Source organism: Synechococcus elongatus PCC 11801, assembly GCF_003846445.2.
GTDB lineage: Bacteria > Cyanobacteriota > Cyanobacteriia > Synechococcales > Synechococcaceae > Synechococcus > Synechococcus elongatus_A.
On record NZ_CP030139.2, the window covers coordinates 851909 to 872778 of the forward strand.

19 protein-coding genes are annotated in these 20870 nt (G+C 55.1%); 10 read left to right on the top strand and 9 right to left on the bottom strand.

What is annotated here, in order from left to right; genetic code table 11:
- Nucleotides 1-40 precede the first annotated feature (40 nt).
- Nucleotides 41-901: a ferredoxin:protochlorophyllide reductase (ATP-dependent) iron-sulfur ATP-binding protein gene (gene bchL / locus DOP62_RS04050; RefSeq protein ID WP_208673436.1), complete on the bottom strand. Its 861-nt coding sequence runs from the start codon at nucleotides 899-901 to the stop codon at nucleotides 41-43.
- A 398-nt stretch (nucleotides 902-1299) separates the two neighbouring features.
- Here bchL and DOP62_RS04055 point away from each other — a divergent pair, with 398 nt between their 5' ends.
- Entirely contained in the window at nucleotides 1300-1563 is a 264-nt protein-coding gene (locus DOP62_RS04055; RefSeq protein WP_208673438.1) for a hypothetical protein, read from the top strand.
- On the opposite strand, the gene DOP62_RS04060 is transcribed toward DOP62_RS04055, so the two are convergent.
- Both DOP62_RS04060 and topA read right to left on the bottom strand, forming a co-directional pair.
- Complete coding sequence (locus tag DOP62_RS04060) at nucleotides 1499-2458, bottom strand: S-layer homology domain-containing protein (protein ID WP_208673440.1); 960 nt, start codon at nucleotides 2456-2458, stop codon at nucleotides 1499-1501. The two genes, DOP62_RS04055 and DOP62_RS04060, sit on opposite strands and share 65 nt — an antisense overlap.
- 4 nt (nucleotides 2459-2462) lie before the next feature.
- Nucleotides 2463-5114, bottom strand: coding sequence for a type I DNA topoisomerase (topA, locus tag DOP62_RS04065; protein WP_208673442.1), 2652 nt, complete (start codon nucleotides 5112-5114; stop codon nucleotides 2463-2465).
- Between the two features lie 238 nt (nucleotides 5115-5352).
- On the opposite strand from topA, the gene DOP62_RS04070 reads away from it, so the two are divergent.
- Complete coding sequence (locus tag DOP62_RS04070) at nucleotides 5353-6909, top strand: NAD(P)H-quinone oxidoreductase subunit N (RefSeq protein ID WP_208677042.1); 1557 nt, start codon at nucleotides 5353-5355, stop codon at nucleotides 6907-6909.
- Nucleotides 6910-6994: 85 nt separating this feature from the next.
- A complete protein-coding gene (locus DOP62_RS04075; RefSeq protein ID WP_208673444.1) occupies nucleotides 6995-7723 on the top strand; it encodes an ABC transporter ATP-binding protein in 729 nt (242 codons plus the stop codon).
- A 12-nt stretch (nucleotides 7724-7735) separates the two neighbouring features.
- Here DOP62_RS04075 and DOP62_RS04080 read toward each other — a convergent pair whose 3' ends face one another.
- Nucleotides 7736-8491, bottom strand: coding sequence for a sulfite exporter TauE/SafE family protein (locus tag DOP62_RS04080; RefSeq protein ID WP_208677861.1), 756 nt, complete (start codon nucleotides 8489-8491; stop codon nucleotides 7736-7738).
- Between the two features lie 119 nt (nucleotides 8492-8610).
- On the opposite strand from DOP62_RS04080, the gene DOP62_RS04085 reads away from it, so the two are divergent.
- From DOP62_RS04085 to DOP62_RS04095, 3 genes are read left to right on the top strand one after another with little or no spacing between them, the layout of a single operon-like run.
- Nucleotides 8611-9063 carry a YbjN domain-containing protein gene (locus DOP62_RS04085; protein WP_208673445.1) on the top strand — a complete coding sequence of 151 codons (453 nt, stop codon included), beginning with the start codon at nucleotides 8611-8613 and terminating at the stop codon, nucleotides 9061-9063.
- A 9-nt stretch (nucleotides 9064-9072) separates the two neighbouring features.
- Nucleotides 9073-9804, top strand: coding sequence for a lipoate--protein ligase family protein (locus DOP62_RS04090; protein WP_208673447.1), 732 nt, complete (start codon nucleotides 9073-9075; stop codon nucleotides 9802-9804).
- A gap of 60 nt (nucleotides 9805-9864) precedes the next feature.
- Nucleotides 9865-11487: a 2-isopropylmalate synthase gene (locus tag DOP62_RS04095; RefSeq protein ID WP_208673449.1), complete on the top strand. Its 1623-nt coding sequence runs from the start codon at nucleotides 9865-9867 to the stop codon at nucleotides 11485-11487.
- A gap of 198 nt (nucleotides 11488-11685) precedes the next feature.
- On the opposite strand, the gene DOP62_RS04100 is transcribed toward DOP62_RS04095, so the two are convergent.
- The 5 genes from DOP62_RS04100 to rpsD form a co-directional block, all read right to left on the bottom strand.
- Nucleotides 11686-12522: a nitrate ABC transporter ATP-binding protein gene (locus DOP62_RS04100; RefSeq protein ID WP_208673450.1), complete on the bottom strand. Its 837-nt coding sequence runs from the start codon at nucleotides 12520-12522 to the stop codon at nucleotides 11686-11688.
- A gap of 24 nt (nucleotides 12523-12546) precedes the next feature.
- Nucleotides 12547-14541, bottom strand: coding sequence for a nitrate ABC transporter ATP-binding protein (locus DOP62_RS04105; RefSeq protein ID WP_208673451.1), 1995 nt, complete (start codon nucleotides 14539-14541; stop codon nucleotides 12547-12549).
- 28 nt (nucleotides 14542-14569) lie between these two features.
- Nucleotides 14570-15406 carry a nitrate ABC transporter permease gene (ntrB, locus tag DOP62_RS04110; RefSeq protein ID WP_208673452.1) on the bottom strand — a complete coding sequence of 279 codons (837 nt, stop codon included), beginning with the start codon at nucleotides 15404-15406 and terminating at the stop codon, nucleotides 14570-14572.
- Between the two features lie 53 nt (nucleotides 15407-15459).
- The gene (locus DOP62_RS04115; protein WP_208673453.1) at nucleotides 15460-16812 is read right to left on the bottom strand and encodes a CmpA/NrtA family ABC transporter substrate-binding protein; all 1353 of its coding nucleotides are present in this window, start codon (nucleotides 16810-16812) and stop codon (nucleotides 15460-15462) included.
- Between the two features lie 893 nt (nucleotides 16813-17705).
- Nucleotides 17706-18314: a 30S ribosomal protein S4 gene (gene rpsD / locus DOP62_RS04120; RefSeq protein WP_208673454.1), complete on the bottom strand. Its 609-nt coding sequence runs from the start codon at nucleotides 18312-18314 to the stop codon at nucleotides 17706-17708.
- Nucleotides 18315-18386: 72 nt separating this feature from the next.
- Here rpsD and yidD point away from each other — a divergent pair, with 72 nt between their 5' ends.
- From yidD to DOP62_RS04140, 4 genes are read left to right on the top strand one after another with little or no spacing between them, the layout of a single operon-like run.
- Nucleotides 18387-18635, top strand: a complete 249-nt coding sequence (gene yidD, locus DOP62_RS04125; RefSeq protein WP_208673456.1) for a membrane protein insertion efficiency factor YidD — start codon at nucleotides 18387-18389, stop codon at nucleotides 18633-18635.
- Nucleotides 18626-18892, top strand: coding sequence for a glutaredoxin family protein (locus DOP62_RS04130; protein ID WP_208673458.1), 267 nt, complete (start codon nucleotides 18626-18628; stop codon nucleotides 18890-18892). The genes yidD and DOP62_RS04130 overlap by 10 nt, the downstream gene beginning before the upstream one ends.
- 24 nt (nucleotides 18893-18916) lie before the next feature.
- Nucleotides 18917-20425 (top strand): UDP-N-acetylmuramoyl-L-alanyl-D-glutamate--2,6-diaminopimelate ligase, encoded by a 1509-nt coding sequence (locus DOP62_RS04135; protein WP_370538871.1) that lies wholly within the window; start codon nucleotides 18917-18919, stop codon nucleotides 20423-20425.
- Nucleotides 20422-20859, top strand: a complete 438-nt coding sequence (locus DOP62_RS04140) for an HIT family protein (protein ID WP_208673460.1) — start codon at nucleotides 20422-20424, stop codon at nucleotides 20857-20859. The genes DOP62_RS04135 and DOP62_RS04140 overlap by 4 nt, the downstream gene beginning before the upstream one ends.
- Nucleotides 20860-20870 lie beyond the last annotated feature (11 nt).

Genomic DNA, 20870 nt, shown 5'->3' on the forward strand with positions numbered 1-20870 from the left:
AGCAGAACTTGAGCGCACCGATATCAGCCGTGGAACCGCACTACACCAATAAGGCTTCTGAAGCGATCGCTGCAGATGCTTGCTGAGGCGGATTGAGATAGAAATCAGATAACAAGCTAAACAATTCGCGATCGGCAGCACTACTAGGAACAACGCCTTCAGGTCGGGCCAAGATTTGATCAGCGATATTGAGGTAATAGTCACAGACGCTATTCAGGCTCGGATCGCTCTCCGCCATCTCAAAAACAGTCTTGCCTTTGACCCGCGAGATACGAATGTCTTCAATGAGGGGAAGAACTTCTAGCACGGGCATTGGGACTGCTTCGACATACTTGTCAATCAGATCGCGCTTGCTGGTGCGATTGCCCACTAAACCAGCGAGTCGCAGATTATGGGTGCGTGCTTTTTCGCGAACAGAAGCAGCAATTCGATTGGCAGCAAAGAGAGCATCAAAGCCGTTATCCGTGATGATGAGGCAGTAATCAGAATAGTTAAGCGGGGCTGCAAATCCCCCACAAACGACATCACCTAAAACGTCAAAAAGAATGACGTCATACTCATCAAAAGCATTGAGCTCTTTGAGAAGTTTGACGGTTTCACCGACTACATACCCCCCGCATCCGGCCCCAGCGGGTGGTCCACCTGCTTCTACACAATCCACACCGCCGTAACCCCGATAGATCACATCTTCGGGCCAGACATCTTCGTAGTGATAGCTCTTGGCCTGCAGCGTATCAATGATGGTTGGAATTAAAAATCCAGTCAGCGTAAACGTGCTGTCGTGTTTTGGATCGCAACCGATTTGCAGGACTTTTTTGCCCCTTCGCGCTAGTGCAACCGAAATATTGCAGCTCGTGGTTGATTTGCCGATACCGCCTTTGCCGTAGACCGAAAGTTTCACGTTGCCGACTCCTTGGCAGTCACAAGCGATAGCTCGAAATGGGTCGAATGCCATCCCTGTGGGAATGCCTGCATTATCAGCGCGTTCAAGCCAGAACTGCAGTCATTAAACAAGTGATTGACAGCGTTTAGAGTATTTAATGGATTTAAGTTGGCTTGGATATTTAACCAAGCTTTTTGATAGCCCTTAAACTCACTTCAAATAATTTGCTTTTTTGTTTTATAGAAAGCAAAAACAAAAAACAAAACTTGCTTTTGCTGAAATTCTAGGAATTTCTCCAAGCGATCGCCGCCGAGACAGGTGCCCCACTGAGGCTGATGGTTCCGGACACCAGCGATCGCGCACTAACGACCAGATTTGATAAAAATAGTGAACTTGCTCGGTTGGGGCAAAGTTCGATGGCTATTGACGATTGCCAGCTATCAGAAGCAGAGCTCTGGGCCCTCCAAGCAGACCCGATCGCCATGCTTCAGTTTCTGATTGAACAGTCTACTTTGCCTAAGGATGAGGCTAGTGCGGTTGTCCAACTCGCCCAAGAGCTATGGTCTGGCTTGCAGGCTAGTTCATCTGAACTCTCCGCTGAGGATCGCGAGAGTATCAAGGCTGAGCAGGAGGCTGCTGGGCCGGAGGACGAGCGGGTGGATTCGCGGGTGCCGGGGTAGGAGGCGTTGGTGTCGCCGGTGGCGTCTGCTGCGATCGCAAGACTTGGGCAGCAGATTGGCCTTCCCCTTGGAATCCGATGTACCAAAGAGCCGCCGCAGCTTCCGCACGGGTCACAGCTTTGCGGGGTTGGAAGAGCTGAGTAAAGCCAAACACTCGCCGGACAACGCTTTGGGCACCATTGTCATCATCGGCAAGCAGCACCCGCTGCAGGCGCGGATCGAGACTACTCGCATCCTGAAAACCCCAACTGCTGGCTAACTTGTCCGGAGTCGCCGTCGGTAAAGGCTGACGGTGATCCAGCGGTACTTTCCAGAGCAAGAGGTCTGCACGGGTCAGAGGCGCTGCGGGCTGGAAACGGGTTGCCGCTGTGTCTCCGCTGAGGCGACTGGGTAGGGTCCCAGCTTCAGCCAGCGATTGGATGGCGATAAAGTTCGGGTTGCTCGACGGGACATCTGTATAAACGGGCGGGCTGTCTGCGATCGCCAGTCGAATTTGGCGGCCTGGGTCATCCTCAAAAAAACGGTTGTTGACTGCCAAGAGCCAACGCGCGAACGTGCCGCGATCAATTGGCTGGTTGGGGTCAAACCGACCCTGGCGATCGCCGGGAGTATCCAGTACCCCTAGTTCTAGTAGCTCTTCCACTTGGCTGCGCAGAGCAGCAGGAATCTGGTCGAGATCCGTAAAGCGATCGCTGCTCTCCGGCGGAGTTGGCGGAGTAACTGGTGGGGCGGGCATGGGTGTTGTGGGCGAGGTTGGCCCCGTTCCATTCTCTGGCCGTTCAAAGGACTGCTGCAGCGACTGACCAAACGGTGTACCGCTGCAGGATTGCAATGTGATCGCCAGTAGACCCAACGCGATCGCGGGTCGGAATCGATATCCAAACAGATCTCGCACGGTGTTAGCGGCTCGTGGCCCGACGAGTCGTTGTTTTCTTAGTTGTTTTCGTGGCTCGGGTTTTGGTTTCACCACTCTTCGGCGTACCGCTACTGCGGCGTCCCCCTTTACCCTTGGCCTGACCCGCCTTGGCGGCTAAAGCTGCGATCGCAGTCTCGAGGCTGATCGTCTCGGGCTTCTCATCCTCCGGCAGCGAGGCATTGACCTTGCCATGTTTGAGGTAGAGACCATAAGGTCCCTCAAAGATTTGGATTGGCGCTTGATCCTCGGGATGCAGGCCGATTTCCCGAATTGGTTCCTTGCTACGGCCGCGACTCTTCTTCGGTTGCGCCAGCAATTCTAGAGCGCGATCCAAGTCGATCGTCAGCACATCGTCATCCGCTTTGAGCGATCGGTAGTCTTTTTCGCCCCCACCGAGATCGCAAACGATGTAGGGGCCAAAACGCCCCAAGCCTGCTTGGATGCGGCGACCCGTTTCCGGATGTTCACCCAAGGTCCGCGGTAGTGACAGCAGACCGACTGCCTGTTCAAGCGAAATCGTTTCCAAACTCATGCCCTTGGGCAGGGAGGCTCGTTTGGGCTTGGGTTTCTCTTCAGTGGCTTCCCCCAACTGCACATAGGGGCCGTAGGCGCCGGTCAGCAGATAGATCGGCTCACCGCTTTCCGGATGTGTTCCCAGTTGATCCGGCCCTTCGGTTTTTTGTCGCAGCAGCGTCTCAACCCGCTGAGCATCTAAATCGGCAGGCGTCAGTTCCTTGGGCAAGTTAGCCTTGATCGCTTCTCCATCCGCTTCGGCTTCCAAATAAGCGCCAAAGCGACCAATGCGGACCTTTGCGGGCAGTCCTTCCAGTGCAACCGTGCGGGCAGCCGCGGGATCGATCTCACTTTCGCGACGTTTGACCTGCTCTTCTAGACCGCGATCGCCCCGATAAAACTGACTGAGATAGGGCAACCAGTCGACTTCCCCATTGGAAATGTCGTCGAGGGATTGCTCCATGCGCGCACTGAAGCTGGTGTCCACCAAGTCAGGGAAATGCTGCTCCAGTAGTGCGGTTACGGCAAAGGCGGTAAAGGTCGGCGTTAGGGTGTTGCTGACGAGTTGGGCATAGCCACGATCGACGATCGTGCCGATGATGCTGGCGTAGGTACTGGGGCGTCCAATGCCCTCGTTTTCCAGCATCTTGACCAACGACGCTTCGGTGTAGCGGGCAGGCGGTTGGGTTTCGTGACCGATCGCTTCCAACTCTTGGCAGGTGGGGCGATCGCCAACTTTCAGGGCCGGCAGCAGAATTTCACGATCTTCCAAGGCTGCATCTGGATCGTCTGACCCTTCCACATAGGCGCGGAAGAAGCCGGGGAAGTCGATCCGTTTGCCGCTAGCGCGGAACTCCGCGTTATCGACTTGCAAGAGCACACTCAGCATTGTCTGCCGGGCCTCGGCCATCTGCGAGGCGATCGTGCGTTTCCAGATCAGGTCGTAGAGCGCAAACTCAGCGCCTGACAGTCCCGTTTCCTGGGGCAGCCTAAAGGTATTCCCCGCGGGGCGAATCGCTTCGTGGGCTTCTTGGGCGTTCTTACTTTTGGTGGTGAACTGGCGTGGTTGCGGGCTGAGATAGTTCTGGCCGTACATCTGTTCGACACAGCTGCGCGCCGCCGCGATCGCCTGCTGTGAGAGATGCACCGAGTCCGTCCGCATGTAGGTGATAAAGCCGCGCTCGTAGAGGCTCTGGGCCACCCGCATCGTTTCACGGGCTGAGAGGCGCAGCTTACGGTTTGACTCTTGCTGCAGCGTCGAAGTCGTGAAAGGCGGTGCGGGCTTGCGGGTGGTTGGTTTTTCCTCCAGCGACTTCACCTGCCACGGCTCAGTCTGCAAGCGATCGCGCAGCGCTTCTGCTTCCTGCTGATTGAGCAGACAAACCTGACGGCCAGCGATGATTTGACCAGTACTCTCATCAAAATCACTACCAGTCGCAAGGCGTTGGCCCGCTAAGGTCCAGAGTTTGGCCTCAAATTGCCCAGACTCCACTGCCAGCTGGGCTTTGAGATCCCAATAACTCCCCTGCCGGAAGGCTCGCCGCGCCCGTTCTCGCTGAACAAGCAGGCGAACGGCTACGGATTGCACCCGTCCAGCCGACAGGCCCCAAGCAATTTTTTTCCAGAGCAACGGCGAGAGCGTGTAGCCCACCAAGCGATCGAGAATGCGGCGGGTTTCTTGGGCATGGACGAGGCGCTGATCGACATCCCGACAGTTTTTAAGGGCCGATTGAATTGCCTCTTGGGTGATTTCGTGGAAGACCATGCGCTTGGTCGGCACGCGAGGTTGCAATAGTTGCAACAGATGCCAACTGATACTTTCACCTTCGCGGTCTTCGTCCGTTGCCAGAATTAGTTCATCGGCCTCTTTTAAGGCATCTTTCAATGTTTTGACAATCTTTTTTTTATCCTTGGGGACGATATAAAGTGGCGCGAAGTTATTTTCGACGTCAACCCCAAGATTGCTCCATTTCTCACTTTTTAGTTCGGCGGGAATGTCGCTAGCCGATTGCGGAAGATCGCGGACATGTCCCATCGATGCTTCGACGCGGTAATCCTTCGGCAGGTAGTTGCGGATGGTGCGCGCCTTAGTGGGCGACTCGACGATGACGAGTTTGGGCATGGAGTCACGATTCTGCCGAGCTGGCAGCTAGGGAAGTATGAAAGAGCGATCGCAAGAGGCAAACCCAGAGGGGTGATCAATGGGTAACCTCCTCTTCCACTTATAGCCAAAGATGTGAAGTCTCCTGCAACTGCGATCGCCGAAGGATCAGGCAAAGAGGAGGGTAGAATCAGTGGCTGATGCCTCAGGTTACAAAATGAACCTGCTGGCGTTCCCCAGTTCTGAGTCGCACCGACCTATGGACTTTTTAACCCTCGCCGGTCAACTCAATGCCGGTGTGATTCTGCCAGAAGGCATCGTGATCGTCACACTGCTGACGGTTCTGGTCACAGATTTGATTTTGGGACGGCAGTCACTCCGTCTAACACCAGCCCTAGCGATTACCGGTTTAAGTGCCGCGATCGCAGTGCTGACCCTGCAGTGGGATGCCAGCCAGAGTTTGGCGTTTCTCGGTGGCTTCAACGGCGACAATCTCAGCATTGTTTTTCGCGGCATTGTGCTGCTATCAGCAGCCGTCACCATCCTGCTTTCCATTCGCTATGTCGAGCAGTCGGGAACTTCTCTTGGAGAGTTCATTACGATTTTGCTCACCGCTTCACTGGGGGGGATGTTTCTCTCAGGAGCCAACGAGCTTGTGACTATTTTTGTGTCACTCGAAACGCTTAGTATTTCGTCTTATCTATTGACGGGATATATGAAGCGTGACCCTCGCTCCAATGAAGCAGCACTCAAGTATTTGCTGATTGGAGCCGCGAGCTCAGCGATTTTCCTCTATGGTGTTTCGCTGCTCTACGGCCTCTCAAGTGGTGAAACCCAGCTGTCGGCGATCGCGGAGAAACTGGGAACAGCTCAACCTTTGGCCTTGCTGATTTCGTTGATCTTCGTGATCGCAGGCATCGCCTTCAAAATCTCGGCGGTTCCCTTCCACCAGTGGACGCCTGACGTTTACGAGGGTTCACCGACGCCCATTGTCGCCTTCCTGTCGGTCGGTTCTAAAGCCGCTGGCTTTGCCTTAGCCATTCGCCTGTTGGTCACTGCCTATCCCGCTTTGACGGAGCAATGGCACTTTGTCTTCACCGCACTGGCGATCCTCAGTCTGATTCTGGGTAACGTTGTGGCGCTGGCCCAAACCAGCATGAAGCGCCTGCTAGCCTACTCCTCGATCGCCCAGGCCGGCTTCGTGATGATCGGCTTGATTGCGGGCACCGAAGCAGGGTACTCCAGCATGGTTTACTACCTGCTGATCTACCTGTTCATGAACTTGGGCGGGTTTGCCTGCGTCATCCTCTTCTCGCTGCGCACGGGCACGGATCAAATCAGCGAATACGCCGGTCTCTATCAAAAAGATCCGCTAGTCACACTGGGCTTGAGTCTATGCCTGCTGTCGCTGGGCGGCATTCCGCCACTGGCAGGCTTCTTTGGCAAGCTCTACCTGTTCTGGGCGGGCTGGCAAGCTGGTCTGTACGGACTGGTCCTACTGGCTTTGATTACCAGCGTCATCTCGATTTACTACTACATCCGGGTGATCAAGATGATGGTGGTCAAAGAGCCCCAGGAGATGTCGGAGTCAGTGCGCAACTATCCCGAAACCAACTGGAATCTGCCAGGGATGCAAGCCTTACGGGCTGGGCTGGTGCTCTGCGTGATTGCGACCACCGTTGCGGGTATTCTCTCGAACCCGCTGTTTAACTTGGCCAGTAGCTCGGTCAACAGCAGCACTTTCCTGAGCGTGACCCCGCCGGCCAGCGTTACTGTCTCCGCTCCTTTGCTCCCTGAAGCGGTCTCAGCCAGCTGACCCTGTAGCTATCACTGACACTCATCCAACCGAAGACAGCGCTAGCATGGCGCTGTCTTTCTTTTTGAGCTGTCGTCGCCCTTCCATGTCAGCCTCTTTGCCACCGGTCATTCAGTTCGAGCATGTCAGCAAGGTCTATGGCGAGGGAGAAACGACCGTCCGCGCCTTGGATCATGTCGACCTCCAAGTACGGGCAGGCGAATACTGCGCAATTATGGGCGCTTCCGGTTCAGGCAAATCGACGGCAATGAACCTGATTGGCTGTCTCGATCGCCCCACGGCAGGTCGATATTACTTGGATGGCACCGATGTAGCGGAATTAGATGACGATGCCTTAGCGGCGATTCGCAACCGCAAAATTGGCTTTGTCTTTCAGCAGTTTCATCTTCTGCCACAGCTCAGCGCGGTGGAGAACGTGATGCTGCCGATGATCTACGCTGGCATTCCCGGCCAAGAGCGCCGCGATCGCGCGGTCGCTGCTTTGACACAAGTCGGCTTGGCTCAACGACTGGATAACAAGCCCAGTCAGCTCTCCGGTGGTCAGCAACAGCGGGTGGCGATCGCCCGAGCGATCGTGAACCAACCAGTGTTACTCCTAGCCGATGAACCCACGGGAGCTTTGGATTCTCAGACCACCGAAGAAGTGCTGAGTATTTTCGATCAGCTGCATCAGCGGGGTATCACGATCGTGATCGTCACCCACGAAGCGGATGTCGCCGATCGCGCTGAGCGGGTGATCTGGTTCCGTGATGGTCAGATTCAGCGCGAAACCCACAACCCACCCCGAGCAGTCTTAGCTGCGACAGCCTCCTGAGAGTAGCGATCGTTAGGGGTTTTGCGCTTTCCAAATGAAATAGATCGCAAAGGTCAGCAGTAGCAGTTGAAAGCAGCGCTGCACCAACAGGGAGGGTAGTTTGGGCAAGAGTCGAGTCGTGACTTGCACCCCCAGCAGACCGCCCAGCCCCAGCCATAAACCCTCCCGCCAGAGAACATCCCCCGCGATCGCGTAGCCCGTCAGCGCTGAGCAAGCCGTGACGATGATCACGCCCAGACTGGTCTGAACTGCTGTTTTAATCGGAACGCCCATCAAGAGGACTTGCAGAGGCACCATCAACGTGCCGCCGCCAATGCCAAACAACCCCGCTAAGATGCCGCCGAGGGAACCGGTCAAGACAATAGCAGCCAGTGTTGGACGTGGTTGCTGATCGATCGCTTTCTCTCGCGATCGGTTGAGCCACTGGCGTAACTCCACCAAGAAAATATTGAGTAAATAGAGACCAGCAATTCCCAGCAGCAACGTCGCCGCTGACAGCTTTTGAGCAATCCATACGCCCAACTGAGCAGTTGCGATCGCCGGTAGTCCCAGTTGCCAAATGCTAGCGGCTTGCAAATTACCCGATCGCCAGTTTTGCCAAGTCCCAGCAATCGAGGTGATCACGATCGCGAGATTGCTGGTGCCGAAGGCTTGGATCGGACTGACGCCCAAGCCAACCAAGACCGGAACCATTAAGACACCACCGCCAACCCCCAGTAACCCTGCTAAGAGGCCAGCGCCGATCCCAATCAGGAACAATGTCAGCATGGTGTCTTCTGTGGAGTTGGGGACAAGTCTGCAAGACCATACGGCCACGCGGGTTGAACAGTGCTAGAAAGAAAGCAGCGCCGCCCTTACCCGCTCGCTAACCGACTCAGGAGATTGGCATGGCTGTGTCTTCCGCTGAAACGACTCTAGAATCCTTGGACGTCACTGCGACTGCGCCGCTAGATTACATCGACATCATCGAGACCGTCATCAGCAGCTTGGCCGACGCCGACAGTGCCCAAGTCAGTCACACGGGGAGCGGCACTATTTGGAAGTTTCGCTATGGGCAGCTCGAAGTCTTTGTCCAACTGACAGGATCGAGTGAAGACGACCTGTTTACGGTGTGGTCCAAGGTGTTTCCGCTGAGCACGCCGGCAGATGCCAGTCTTCTGCACCGCTTGCTCACTCTCAACTGGGCAGAGACCTTGGAAGCTCGGTTTGCGCTATACGACGATCACGTCACGATGGTCGCAAGCCGCACTGTGGCCGATCTCTCAGCGGGCGAAATTTCGCGAGCCATCACCTTGGTAGCCAGTATTGCTGCCACCTATGTCGATGGACTGCCCGCCTAACGCCGAGTGGTGCCCTTCTCAACACGGTCTTGGCAACTGCTGCCTTGGCTCGTCGCATCTGGCGACTGGCAGATGGCCTTGGATGATTGGCTGTTGGAAGAGGTGCGTCGCGATCGCCGACCCCCAACGTTTCGACTCTTTAGCTGGCCCGAACCGACTCTCTCTTTGGGCTGGCATCAGGCTTCCTTCTCGACCAATTGGTCTTGCCCCATCGTGCGTCGACCAACAGGGGGGCGAGCTGTCTTGCATGGCGGCGACCTTTGCTATTCCTTGGTAACGCCTGCGCCCGCCGATCGCGATCGCCGTCAGACCTACTGCCTTCTCTCGCAGTTCCTCCGACAGGCGTTTCAGCGTTTGGAGCAGCCCCTGATCACAGGCAGCGATCGCCCCGATCGCACAGCGATCGATTGCTTTGCTCGCGCAACGGTTGCTGATTTACGACTCGCGGACGGACGCAAGTGTATTGGCAGCGCTCAGCTTTGGCGCGATCGCACCGTCCTGCAGCAAGGCTCAATTCAGCTGCACCCCCCCGATTGCTGGCCCCAGGTCTTGGGGACAACACCGCCACCAGTTCTCGACCTCCCGATCGCCACTCTCGCGACCACATTGGTCAGTAGCTTCGCGGATTGTTATGGCCTGAACCTAACTGATGGGTCCTTGACAGCTGCGGATTGGCAGGCTGTTGATGAGCGGCGATCGCGGTTCCAGATCCACAAGCCACCGTCACCGCTCACCCAGTAAAACACCGCAAGCGCGAAGTTCGGCACCTAGAATAAAAACAGTTTTTCTGGCAACCGTCCGATGGCCAGCGCAAGCTCGAACGACCGGATTCTCATTTTCGATACCACGCTCCGGGATGGCGAACAGTCGCCCGGCGCAAGCCTGAACCTGGAAGAGAAACTGGCGATCGCGCGTCAACTGGCTCGACTGAATGTCGACATTATTGAAGCCGGTTTTGCCTTTGCGAGTCCCGGTGATTTTGAAGCGGTTCAGCGCATTGCTGCCGAAGTCGGCACAGCCGATGGCCCCACGATTTGCAGTTTGGCGCGAGCCACTCGTCAGGATATTAAGGCGGCGGCGGAAGCACTCGCACCAGCGGCAAAAGGGCGCATCCATACCTTCATCGCCACTTCTGATATTCACCTCGAATACAAGCTCAAGAAGAGTCGGGCTGAGGTGTTGGCCGTCATCCCTGAGATGGTTGGCTATGCTGCCTCGCTGGTAGAGGATGTCGAGTTCTCGCCCGAAGATGCTGGCCGCTCCGATCCAGAGTTCCTCTATGAATGCCTAGAAGCGGCGATCGCGGCGGGAGCCAAGACGATCAACATTCCCGACACGGTCGGTTACACGACCCCGAGCGAATTTGGGGGCTTGATTGCTGGCATTAGGCACAATGTTCGCAATATCGACCAAGCGATTATTTCCGTCCACGGCCACAACGACTTAGGCTTGGCCGTCGCCAATTTCCTCGAAGCGATCAAGAATGGTGCACGCCAGTTGGAATGCACAATCAATGGCATCGGAGAGCGAGCTGGCAATGCGGCGCTGGAAGAGCTGGTGATGGCGCTGCATGTGCGGCGGCAGTACTTTAATCCTTTCTTGGGCCGTCCTGCAGAATCGGAAGCACCGCTGACTCAAATCAACACCCGCGAAATTTATAAAACCTCGCGCTTGGTCTCCAACTTGACCGGCATGTTGGTGCAGCCGAATAAGGCGATCGTGGGAGCGAATGCATTTGCGCATGAGTCGGGTATTCACCAAGATGGCGTTCTCAAGAACAAGCTGACCTACGAAATCGTTGATGCTGAAACGATTGGCCTCAGCACCAATCGCATTACCCTCGGCAAACTGTCCGGACGGAATGCCTTCCGCACTCGTTTGCAGGAGCTGGGCTATGAGCTCAGCGAGGACGATTTGAATCGTGCCTTCCTGCGCTTCAAGGAGTTGGCAGATAAAAAACGGGAAGTCACCGATCGCGATCTGGAAGCGATCGTCAATGACGAAACTCAGCAAGCCCCTGAGCTGTTCAAGCTAGAGCTGGTGCAAGTGTCGGCGGGCGATCATGCCCGTCCCACAGCAACCGTGACGCTGCGCACTCCCGAAGGGGAAGAACTGACCGATGCGGCGATCGGCACAGGACCAGTCGATGCTATTTATCGAGCCATCAATCGCGTCGTCAATATCCCGAATGAGCTGATCGAGTTCTCGGTCAAGTCGGTAACGGCTGGGATTGACGCGATCGGGGAAGTGACGATTCGTCTGCGCCATGACGATCGCATTTTCTCAGGGCATTCAGCCAATACCGATATTCTCGTTGCCTCGGCTCAAGCCTACATCCACGCACTCAACCGTTTGGCTGAGGCACTCCAAAAAGATAAGCCGCTGCACCCACAAGAACCGGTCACTGCGGGCTTCGGCCGCTAACCAACCGCTGCAACCAAGAAGCAGTAAGCCACCGTCTGGGATGGCTGAGGCGGATAGGAACAGGGGCCCCCTAAAGGATCCCTGCTCCCACGCATGGTTGCGGACAATGAACTTATTTTCAAGCTCGCCTAATAAAAAATCCCTCGCCCATGCAGGCAGAGGGAGTCTTTGAGGCTGTGTTTGGAGTTGAGTTCCGGTTTACTCGTCGTCGTGGGCAAAGCGGTTGTAGAGAAAATCCAACGCGTAGTTGCGCAGGTCGTAGTACTGCGGGTCTTCCATAATTCGCTCGCGATCGCGGGGACGCGGGAAGGGAATTTCCAAAATTTCGCCAATCTTGGCTGATGGACCATTGGTCATCATCACCAAGCGATCGGCAAGGAACAGGGCTTCATCAATGTCGTGGGTAATCATCAGCACGGTGCAGCGATGATCGTTCCAGATTTTGAGTAGCTCTTCCTGCAACTCCTCCTTGGTAATCGCATCGAGTGCCCCAAACGGCTCATCCAGAATCAGCACTTCAGGACGAATCGAGAGAGCCCGTGCGATCGCCACCCGTTGTTTCATCCCGCCCGAAATTTGGGTGATTTTCTTATCAGCCGCTTCCGTCAAGCCAACCATGGCGAGGTGTTCGCGGACTATTTCCCGCTTTTCTCCTTCCCGCATTTGGGGGTTCACACAATCCACTGCGAGGTAGACGTTCTCAAAGGCTGTCATCCAAGGCAGGAGCGCATAGTTTTGGAACACCACCATGCGATCGGGACCGGGGCGATCGATTTCTTGACCCTTTAAGCGCACGGAACCATAGGACGGTTGATTGAATCCCGAAACCATGTTCAAGAGCGTTGATTTGCCACAGCCCGAGTGGCCAATCACGCAGATGAATTCGCCTTCTTGAACGGTGAGATTAACGCCATCAAGAACGGTGTAGGGTCCTTTAGGTGTCTCGTAGATTTTGGAGACATTCTCGACAACTAGGAAGGGATCACGCCCCGGCGAGGAAAGCGCCGTCGGCTGATGGTGACGTAGGGTTTGCATGACACAAGTCCTCTGGAGGGGAGTCTAGGCGGCGATCGCACGAGGCTGATCGAGGGCGATTTCTGCCACGCTGAAGTCGCGGTGAATTGGCAAGGAGTTGAGGTAGGCGATCGGGTCTTCGGCGTTGAAGGGCACACCATCAAACAGTTCGACGGGTGTGGTGCGCTGATAGCTCACGACTTCTGAAAGACCCAGTTCGCGGGCAGCCGTGCTGAAGACACCCACCCGACAAACGCGCTCTAGAATCTCAACCCAGTTGCGGGGGAAGGGGATATCACCCCAGCGAGCCAGCTGGGTCATGATCCAGAGATGCTCTGTCCGGCTGGGACGGTTGACGCCCGCGCCTGCAAAGCGATGGTGAGGCACCGTCAGGTCGGGGCTACCATCGGTCGTCTGGCTGAACTGGATGTATTCCTTCGGGCAACTCAGGTAACGGCGATCGCTCAGCAAGTCGCGCAGTTCATCCCAATTAGCGGGATCTTCGCAATATTGGCAGGCTTCCAGTAGCGCCTTGACCAAGGCCACATGGCTGTTGGGATAGCGGTTGGCCCAGTCTTCGCGAACACCGAGCACTTTGCCCGGATGGCCGTTCCAAATCTCGAGGTCGTTGGCGATCGTGAAACCGACGTCTTTCTGAGCGGCCCAAGCGTTCCACGGTTCACCGATGCAGTAGCCATCGATCGTGCCGTCCTTGAGATCCGCCACCATCTGCGCCGGTGGAATCGTGCGCAATTGCACCTCGCGATCGGGATCGATCTGATTGGCCGCCAGCCAGTAGCGCAGCAACAGATTATGCATCGAAGCCGGATGGACAATGCCCATGATGTGCTGCTTGTCTGCCGTGCTGCGCAGCAAGTTTCGGAAGTCATCAACCGTCCGAATGCCCTCGTCGTACAGGGCTTTCGACAGCGTGATGCCATTGCCATTCCGGCTCATGGTCAGTGAAGAGACAATCGGCAGCGGGCGATCGCCATGCCCCCCGACTGACATCCAAACCGGCATCCCAGAGGGCATCTGAGCAGCATCTAAGTAGTTGCCAGACAGACCATCAACAATGCCGCGCCAACTGGTTTCCCGTACGAGGCTGACTTCATCCAGCCCATGCTTGGCGAAGAAGCCTTTTTCTTGAGCGACAACCAGCGGTGCGCAGGCCATCAGAGGCACATAGCCAATTTCGAGGTTGACCTTTTCCAGACCATGCCGCGCCACGGTAGTCACCTTGCGGGCATTGAGTTTCTTGACCCGCTTTTGCTGATTAAGGAAGTAAATGATTTCCGATCGCAGACTGTAGTAGCTGGGGTGGTGCACCACATCCATCCGCTTGCGCGGGCGAGGGATATCGACTTCCAAAATGCCGCCAATTTTCGAGCCGGGGCCGTTGGTCAGCATCACGATCCGGTCAGACAGCAGCACTGCTTCATCAACGTCGTGGGTGACCATCACAGCCGTGACGTGGTTCTCTTCACAAATCTGCATCAGCTTTTCTTGCAGATTGCCGCGGGTCAGCGCATCCAGTGCTCCAAAGGGTTCATCCAGCAGCAGCAATTTTGGTCGGGTTGCTAAGCCTCGGGCGATCGCGACCCGTTGTTTCATCCCACCAGAAAGTTGAGCAGGTGGCTTATCCGCTGCATGCCCCAAGCCCACCAGTTGGATGTGCTCTTCCACGATCGCTTGCCGTTCTTCTTTCGGCAGATCGCGCAGCACTTCATCAACGGCCAGTGCAATATTTTCGCGCACCGTTAGCCAAGGGAAAAGCGAGTAGTTCTGGAAGACCACCATCCGGTCTGGCCCTGGTGCTGTGATCTGCTGACCCTCCAGACTGACTGCACCATCTGTCGGTAATTCAAGGCCAGCGATCAGGTTGAGCAGGGTCGATTTCCCGCAGCCGGAGTGGCCAATCAGCGAGATGAATTCCCCTTGTTTGATTTCCAGATCAATTCCCTTGAGGGCAAGGTATTCATTCCCACCACTCAGAGGGAATGATTTTTCAATGTTTTCAACAGCAACAAATAGACTCATGATCAATCCCCCGAGTGTTTGGAAAACCTTACATATTGCGTAGAATCCAGCGTTGAAGCCAAGCCACACAGCGATCGAGTAACAAGCCAACAGCACCGATATAAATCACAGCCAGAATGATGTCGCTGACGTAGTTTTGCTGATAGGCATCCCAGATAAAAAAGCCGATGCCAACGATGCCAGACATCACGATTTCAGCAGCAATAATTGCCAACCAAGACAAACCGATCGCAATGCGTAGACCCGTGAAGATGTAAGGCAGAGCTGCTGGTAAGACAACCTTGATCAGATACTTACTTTTCGACATCCGCAGCACTCGGGCCACGTTGTTGTAGTCCTGGGGAATCTGACGAACGCCTTCCGCCGTGTTGATCAAAATGGGCCAAACTGCCGTGATGAAAATGACGAAGATAGCAGCAGGCTGGTTTTGCTGGAAGGCAACCAATGCGATCGGCACCCAAGCCAGCGGCGCAATCATGCGCAGGAACTGGAAGAGCGGATCCAACGTGGCATTGAGTGTGCGATTTAAGCCCACCAAGATGCCAACTGAAATACCAACAATGGCAGCAATTGAAAAGCCCTGGGCAACCCGCGTCAAGCTGGCGATCGTCTGCCAGAACAGACCTTTATCCAGCCCGCCGCGATCCAAGAAGGGATAGAGCAGTAATTCCCGCGTTCTCTCCTCTGTGAATAGGCTGAGCGGGCCGGGCAAGCGGGTTGCCCCGCTGCTAGAAAAGATCTGCCAAATGATGAGGAAGCCCAAGATTCCTGCTAGCGGTAGCAAGATACCGTCTAGCTTTTGACGCCATTTCTTCAAGCCAGAGGAACGACTGCCGTTTCGTCTTGTTTCCCGTGCAGTAACCATGGTCTTGTCTATCTCCTGATATTGACTGAACTAAAGTTGAGAATTGATGCGCTTTAAGCCCGTTTAATCTTCAAGCTCTGGAGATACGCTTGCGGATTTTCTGGGTTGTAAGTGATGCCATCAAAGAAGGTCTCGGTACCACGGCTAGAACCTGTTGGAATATCCGCCGCTGGCACGCCCAATTTCTTGGCGGCTTCTTGCCATAGGTCTTCGCGAGTCACGCGATCATTGAGTTTCTGAGCAGCGGCAATATCCGGTAGTACTTGCTTGTTGAAGCCCCAGCGCATCGATTCGATCAGGAACCACAGGGTCAAACCCTTGTAGGGATAGGAGACACTGCCGCGAGGGCTCTTCCAGAAGAGGGGACCAGCCTCAAAGTTGTTGAGATCTTTACCATCCGCTCCAACTTTGATTTGACCTTCCAGAATCGGCTGCAAGATCGAAACCGGCACATTGAAGAAGTTCCGACCAGAGAGGATCTTGGCCATTTCTGCCCGGTTTTCCCGCTGGTCACACCATTGCTGCGCTTCCATCAAGCCCATCAGTAGGGCGATCGTGGCTTTCGGATGTTTGTCGACCCAGTCCGCTCGTACGGCGAGGAACTCTTCGGGGTGGAACGGCCACATTTGCCCCGTCAGAGCCGCTTGATAACCGATGCCATCATTGGCAATTCGCGACGGCCAAGGATCCCCAGTACTAAAGCAATCGATCGTGCCATTGCGCATGCTTTGCAACGTTTCTGCACTGGGAACAGTCAGGAGCTCAATATCCTGATCGGGATCAATCCCAGCTGATGCAAACCAGTAGCGAATCCAAAGATCTTGGTTGGCGTTGGGGAAGGTATAAGAGGCCTTGAACTTACGGCCGTTAGTTTGCGGATAGTTCAGGATAAAGTCGCGATTGGGGGTGAGGTTTAAACCCAGATTCTGGGCTTTGAGCTGATTGGAGACAGCAATGCCATTGCCCTGAGTATTGAGACAAGCCAGGACATACATGGGTACTTTCTGGCCATTACTGATTGCGCCCTCAGTCAGCAAGGCAGGCATGGGCATTTGCCACTGACCACCATCAATGCCACCGCCAGCGGAGCCCAAGATAACGTTATCGCGAGCAGCAGCCCAGCTGGCTTGTTTGGAAACTTCAACATCCAAGCCATACTTGGCAAAAAATCCTTTTTCGCGGCCAATGATCAGTGGGGCTGATTCAAAAATGGGAATGTAGCCCAATTTGATCGTTTTGACTTCGAGATCACCTGCGCCAGCGGCGATCGGCTGAGTTGTGCTGGAACTGCTATCGCCAGTAGATGAAGGAGGGTTACCACAGGCTTTTAGCAAAATAGAACTGGCTGCTGTTGCACCAAGGGTGAACAGAAACTGACGACGATTGACTGGACGAAATTCGTTCATACGTCTCCCCCTACATCCCACAACAGGAGATGCTGCTAAAGATGGACAAGTTGTGCAAATTGCTTCACGAGAGGCGCAGAAACGCTCTGTCTTCCTGACATCTATAGAAAGATGATCTGCTCTCTATAGATGCGATCGCTGACTCCCTAAACGGACGCTCCTAGGTTTTCCTATAGAGCTTAGTCAATGGACTTTGCGCTTTGCATGTAGAGATATTTACGGTCTTTTGACAGGATTACGCAAGCGTTAAACGCTGAAATTGCTCTTATTTTTTCAATCGCCGAGATAAGTTTTTCTATTCGATAAGCTAAACAATCATCACAATTGAGCTGTTGTAATTATTGCGATGACCAACTCAATCCTCAGTACTGGATTGACTTAATCGTTCTTATGGCACTTGGGACTCAAGATTGTAGGTAGAATCATGCTTTTAGATGCACCATTGCCCAAAACAATTCAAAAACTAGGAATTTTTAATTGTTATTAATCATTGAGTTGAGATGAATTCAATGATTAATAAAGCGATCGCATGCCAAGACCAAAAGGCTTGTCATGAGGTTGCAAGCTGACTGCGATCGCCCGCCTCTGGGCATCTCTAATCTCTAGCCTCAGGCAGCCGATAAGTTCAGCCACGATACCTATGGGTGTCACTCATTAAGCTATTCACCGCATCAGCAGGGCCGTAGGACGAGTGCCTGCCAGTGCGTTGCGAGGCTATCAACCTAGTCAACTCGCTCAAGCAGACGTCTCGATCGCGATGAAGCACTGCCCATCCAACCGTGCTTTTGATTGGGATCAGGGGGAGGATGGTTGCAACCGCTGTAGATGCACAAACAACAACAGCCCCCACCCAAAGGCAGGAGCTGTTGCGGTCAGAGTAAGGGGTGGGGAGTCTACACTTTGCGCGAGTAGTACTCGACCACCAGTAGTTCGTTAATTTGCAGCGCAACCCATTCGCGCTCGCAATTACCGGTCACTTTTGCTTCGAGCTTGTTTTTGTCAAGGTCGAGGTGCACAGGCACGTTAGAGAGACCTGGGTATTCCAGGTTGGCCGTCACCAGTTTGCGAGAGGCTTCTCGCTGACGAACTCCAATCACTTCACCGGGGCGGCAGTTGTAGCTCGCAATGTCCACGACGCGGCCATTGACCGTGATGTGGCCGTGGTTGACCAGCTGACGAGCACCCGGGATCGTGGGCGCAAAGCCAAGACGAAAGATGATGTTGTCAAGGCGCATTTCCATCAGCTGCAGCAAGTTGGTCCCGGTGGACCCTTGCATACGGCGCGCCTTCTTCACGTAGCGAACCAGTTGTCGTTCCGACAAGCCGTAGTTAAAGCGAAGCTTTTGCTTTTCTTCAAGACGAATCGCGTACTCTGAGCGCTTGCGCCGGGCTTGGCCGTGCTGACCAGGGGGGTAAGACCGACGAGCAGCCTTACGGGTGAGACCAGGTAGGTCCCCCAAGCGCCGTACAATTCTGAGGCGTGGGCCTCTATATCGAGACATCGGGCAGTCCTCTGAAGGATTTGTCCAAAACTCACATCATACCGCGATTGCGCAACCTCGCCGGATGAACGGATGAAATTGCTGCTTATGGCCTTGATCCAGTTCTATCGCCGCTGGATTTCGCCATTGACTCCCGCTAGTTGTCGCTTCTATCCGACCTGCTCCCAGTACGGGCTGGAAGCGATCGATCGCTTTGGCCCCCTCAAAGGCAGTTGGCTAACCATTCGTCGCATTCTCCGTTGCCACCCTTTTCATCCCGGCGGTTATGATCCGGTTCCGCCCTTGCCCTCCTGTGCCTGCGGAAAGACACCATGCGACTAGTGCTCTACAGCAAAGACGGCTGTCATCTCTGTGAGGGACTGGCCGAAAAGCTGCAACAGGTGCGATCGCTGCCGATCGAGTTGGAAGTCCGCGATATCAGCCTCAATGCCCAGTGGTTTGCGGCCTATCAGTTTGAAGTCCCGGTACTTTGTCGAGTCGAATCCGATGGACGCGAGACCCCCTTGCCACGCTTAGCCCCCCGCGCCAGCCTCAGCCAAGTCGAAAGCCTGTTGCAACGCTTTAACGATCGCGCCTGATCTGCTACAACACGCTAACGCCCAATGCGGAGGGAACCCATGAACCTGCGATCGCTGCTCGCTTCAACTCCGACCCAGGTCCTCCAACCGCAACATGCTGCCTTAGATTTAGCGATCACCGGTCTGCAGACCGACTCGCGCCGTTGCCAACCGGGGGATCTGTTCCTGGGGATGCCCGGCACCCAAGTGGATGGCGGCCAGTTTTGGCCAGAAGCGATCGCGGCTGGGGCGGTTGCTGCAATTGTCACCCCCACTGCTCTGGCGCAACGTCCGCTCTCTGCCAATCCAGATGCTTGCTTGATCCTGAGTGATCAAATGCCGGTCACTGCTGGGGCGATCGCGGCAGCCTTCTACAACCAACCAGCCCAGGCCTTGAAGTTAGCAGGGGTGACGGGCACTAACGGTAAAACCACCACGACCCATTTAATTGAGCACTTTCTCAACGCTGCAGACACAAAGACAGCGCTGTTAGGCACGCTCTATAACCGCTGGCCTGGCTACTCCGAAGTGGCGCAACATACAACGCCCTTTGCTACTGATTTACATGCCCAACTAGCGACCGCCGTTGCAGCAGACTGCCAAGCTGCAGTCATGGAAGTCAGTTCCCACGCGTTGGATCAGGGTCGGGTTAATGGTTGCGGCTTTGATGTCGCCGTTTTCACGAACCTCACCCAAGACCACTTGGACTATCACCAAACGATGGAGGCCTACTTTGCAGCCAAGGCAAGGTTGTTTGCGCCGCCCTATCTGCGCGGCAAAGCTATTATCAACGCCGATGATGCCTACGGTCAGCGCTTGATCGCCATGACGCCGCCCGAGCAATGTCTCACCTACAGCGTTTCAGGCACGGCAGACTTTTGCACCACAGACTTGCAGTACGGGCCAACCGGCGTTGAAGGCACCATCAAAACGCCAGAGGGGGCTTTCCCCTTCCGATCGCCTCTCGTCGGTCAATTCAACCTCGCCAATTTGTTGGGGGCGATCGCGGCGGGCTGGACACTGGGCTTATCGATCGAGACGATGCTGGCTGCCGTCCCTGACTTTGCTGGTGTACCCGGTCGCATGGAACGGGTTGTGGGTCGGGAGACAGACCCGACGGTGATTGTCGACTATGCCCACACGCCCGACAGTCTTGAAAACCTATTGAAAGCGGCTCGTCCATTTATTCAGGGTGAGCTGATCTGCGTGTTTGGCTGTGGAGGCGATCGCGATCGCACCAAGCGGCCCCTGATGGGCGAAATTGCGGCACGGCTGGCCGATCGGGTGATTGTCACCTCTGATAACCCGCGCACCGAAGACCCGCGTCAGATTTTGGCGGATATTGTGGCGGGCATCCCGGCAGAAAGCCCGGTCGTCGTCGAAGCCGATCGCACGGTGGCCATTCGTCAGGCGATTCTCTCGGCTCAGCCTGGGGATGGTGTGCTCTTGGCAGGGAAAGGCCACGAGGACTATCAGATTCTTGGCACGACGAAAATCCACTTCGACGATCGCGAGCAGGCACGGCTAGCTTTAGCCGAGCGTCAGTCTGCATGAGTGATGGATTAGCCGCTTTTGGCGGACGAGCCTCTTTAGACCTGCTGGCCGAAAATGACTGGGCAGTGGCCTTTCGCGATCGCTATCCAGTCTCACCAGGACATAGTCTGGTCGTTCCCAAACGAGCAGTCCAGTCCCTATTCGAGCTGCCACCTGAGGAGTTTCAATCCAGTTGGGAACTCGTCGCGATCGTGCGATCGCAGCTACAAGAGCGCTATCAACCTGATGCTTTCAATATCGGCATCAATGACGGGCTGGCAGCAGGTCAAACGATCACCCAAGCTCACATTCACCTGATTCCCCGTTATTCAGGCGATCGCCCCGATCCGCGTGGCGGTATTCGCTGGGTCTTGCCAGAGCAGGCTGCCTATTGGCTGCCATCCTCAAACACAAACAAAGCAGATTTCAACCTGAATAGCAAAGGAGATAGTTAGAGGGACTTTCT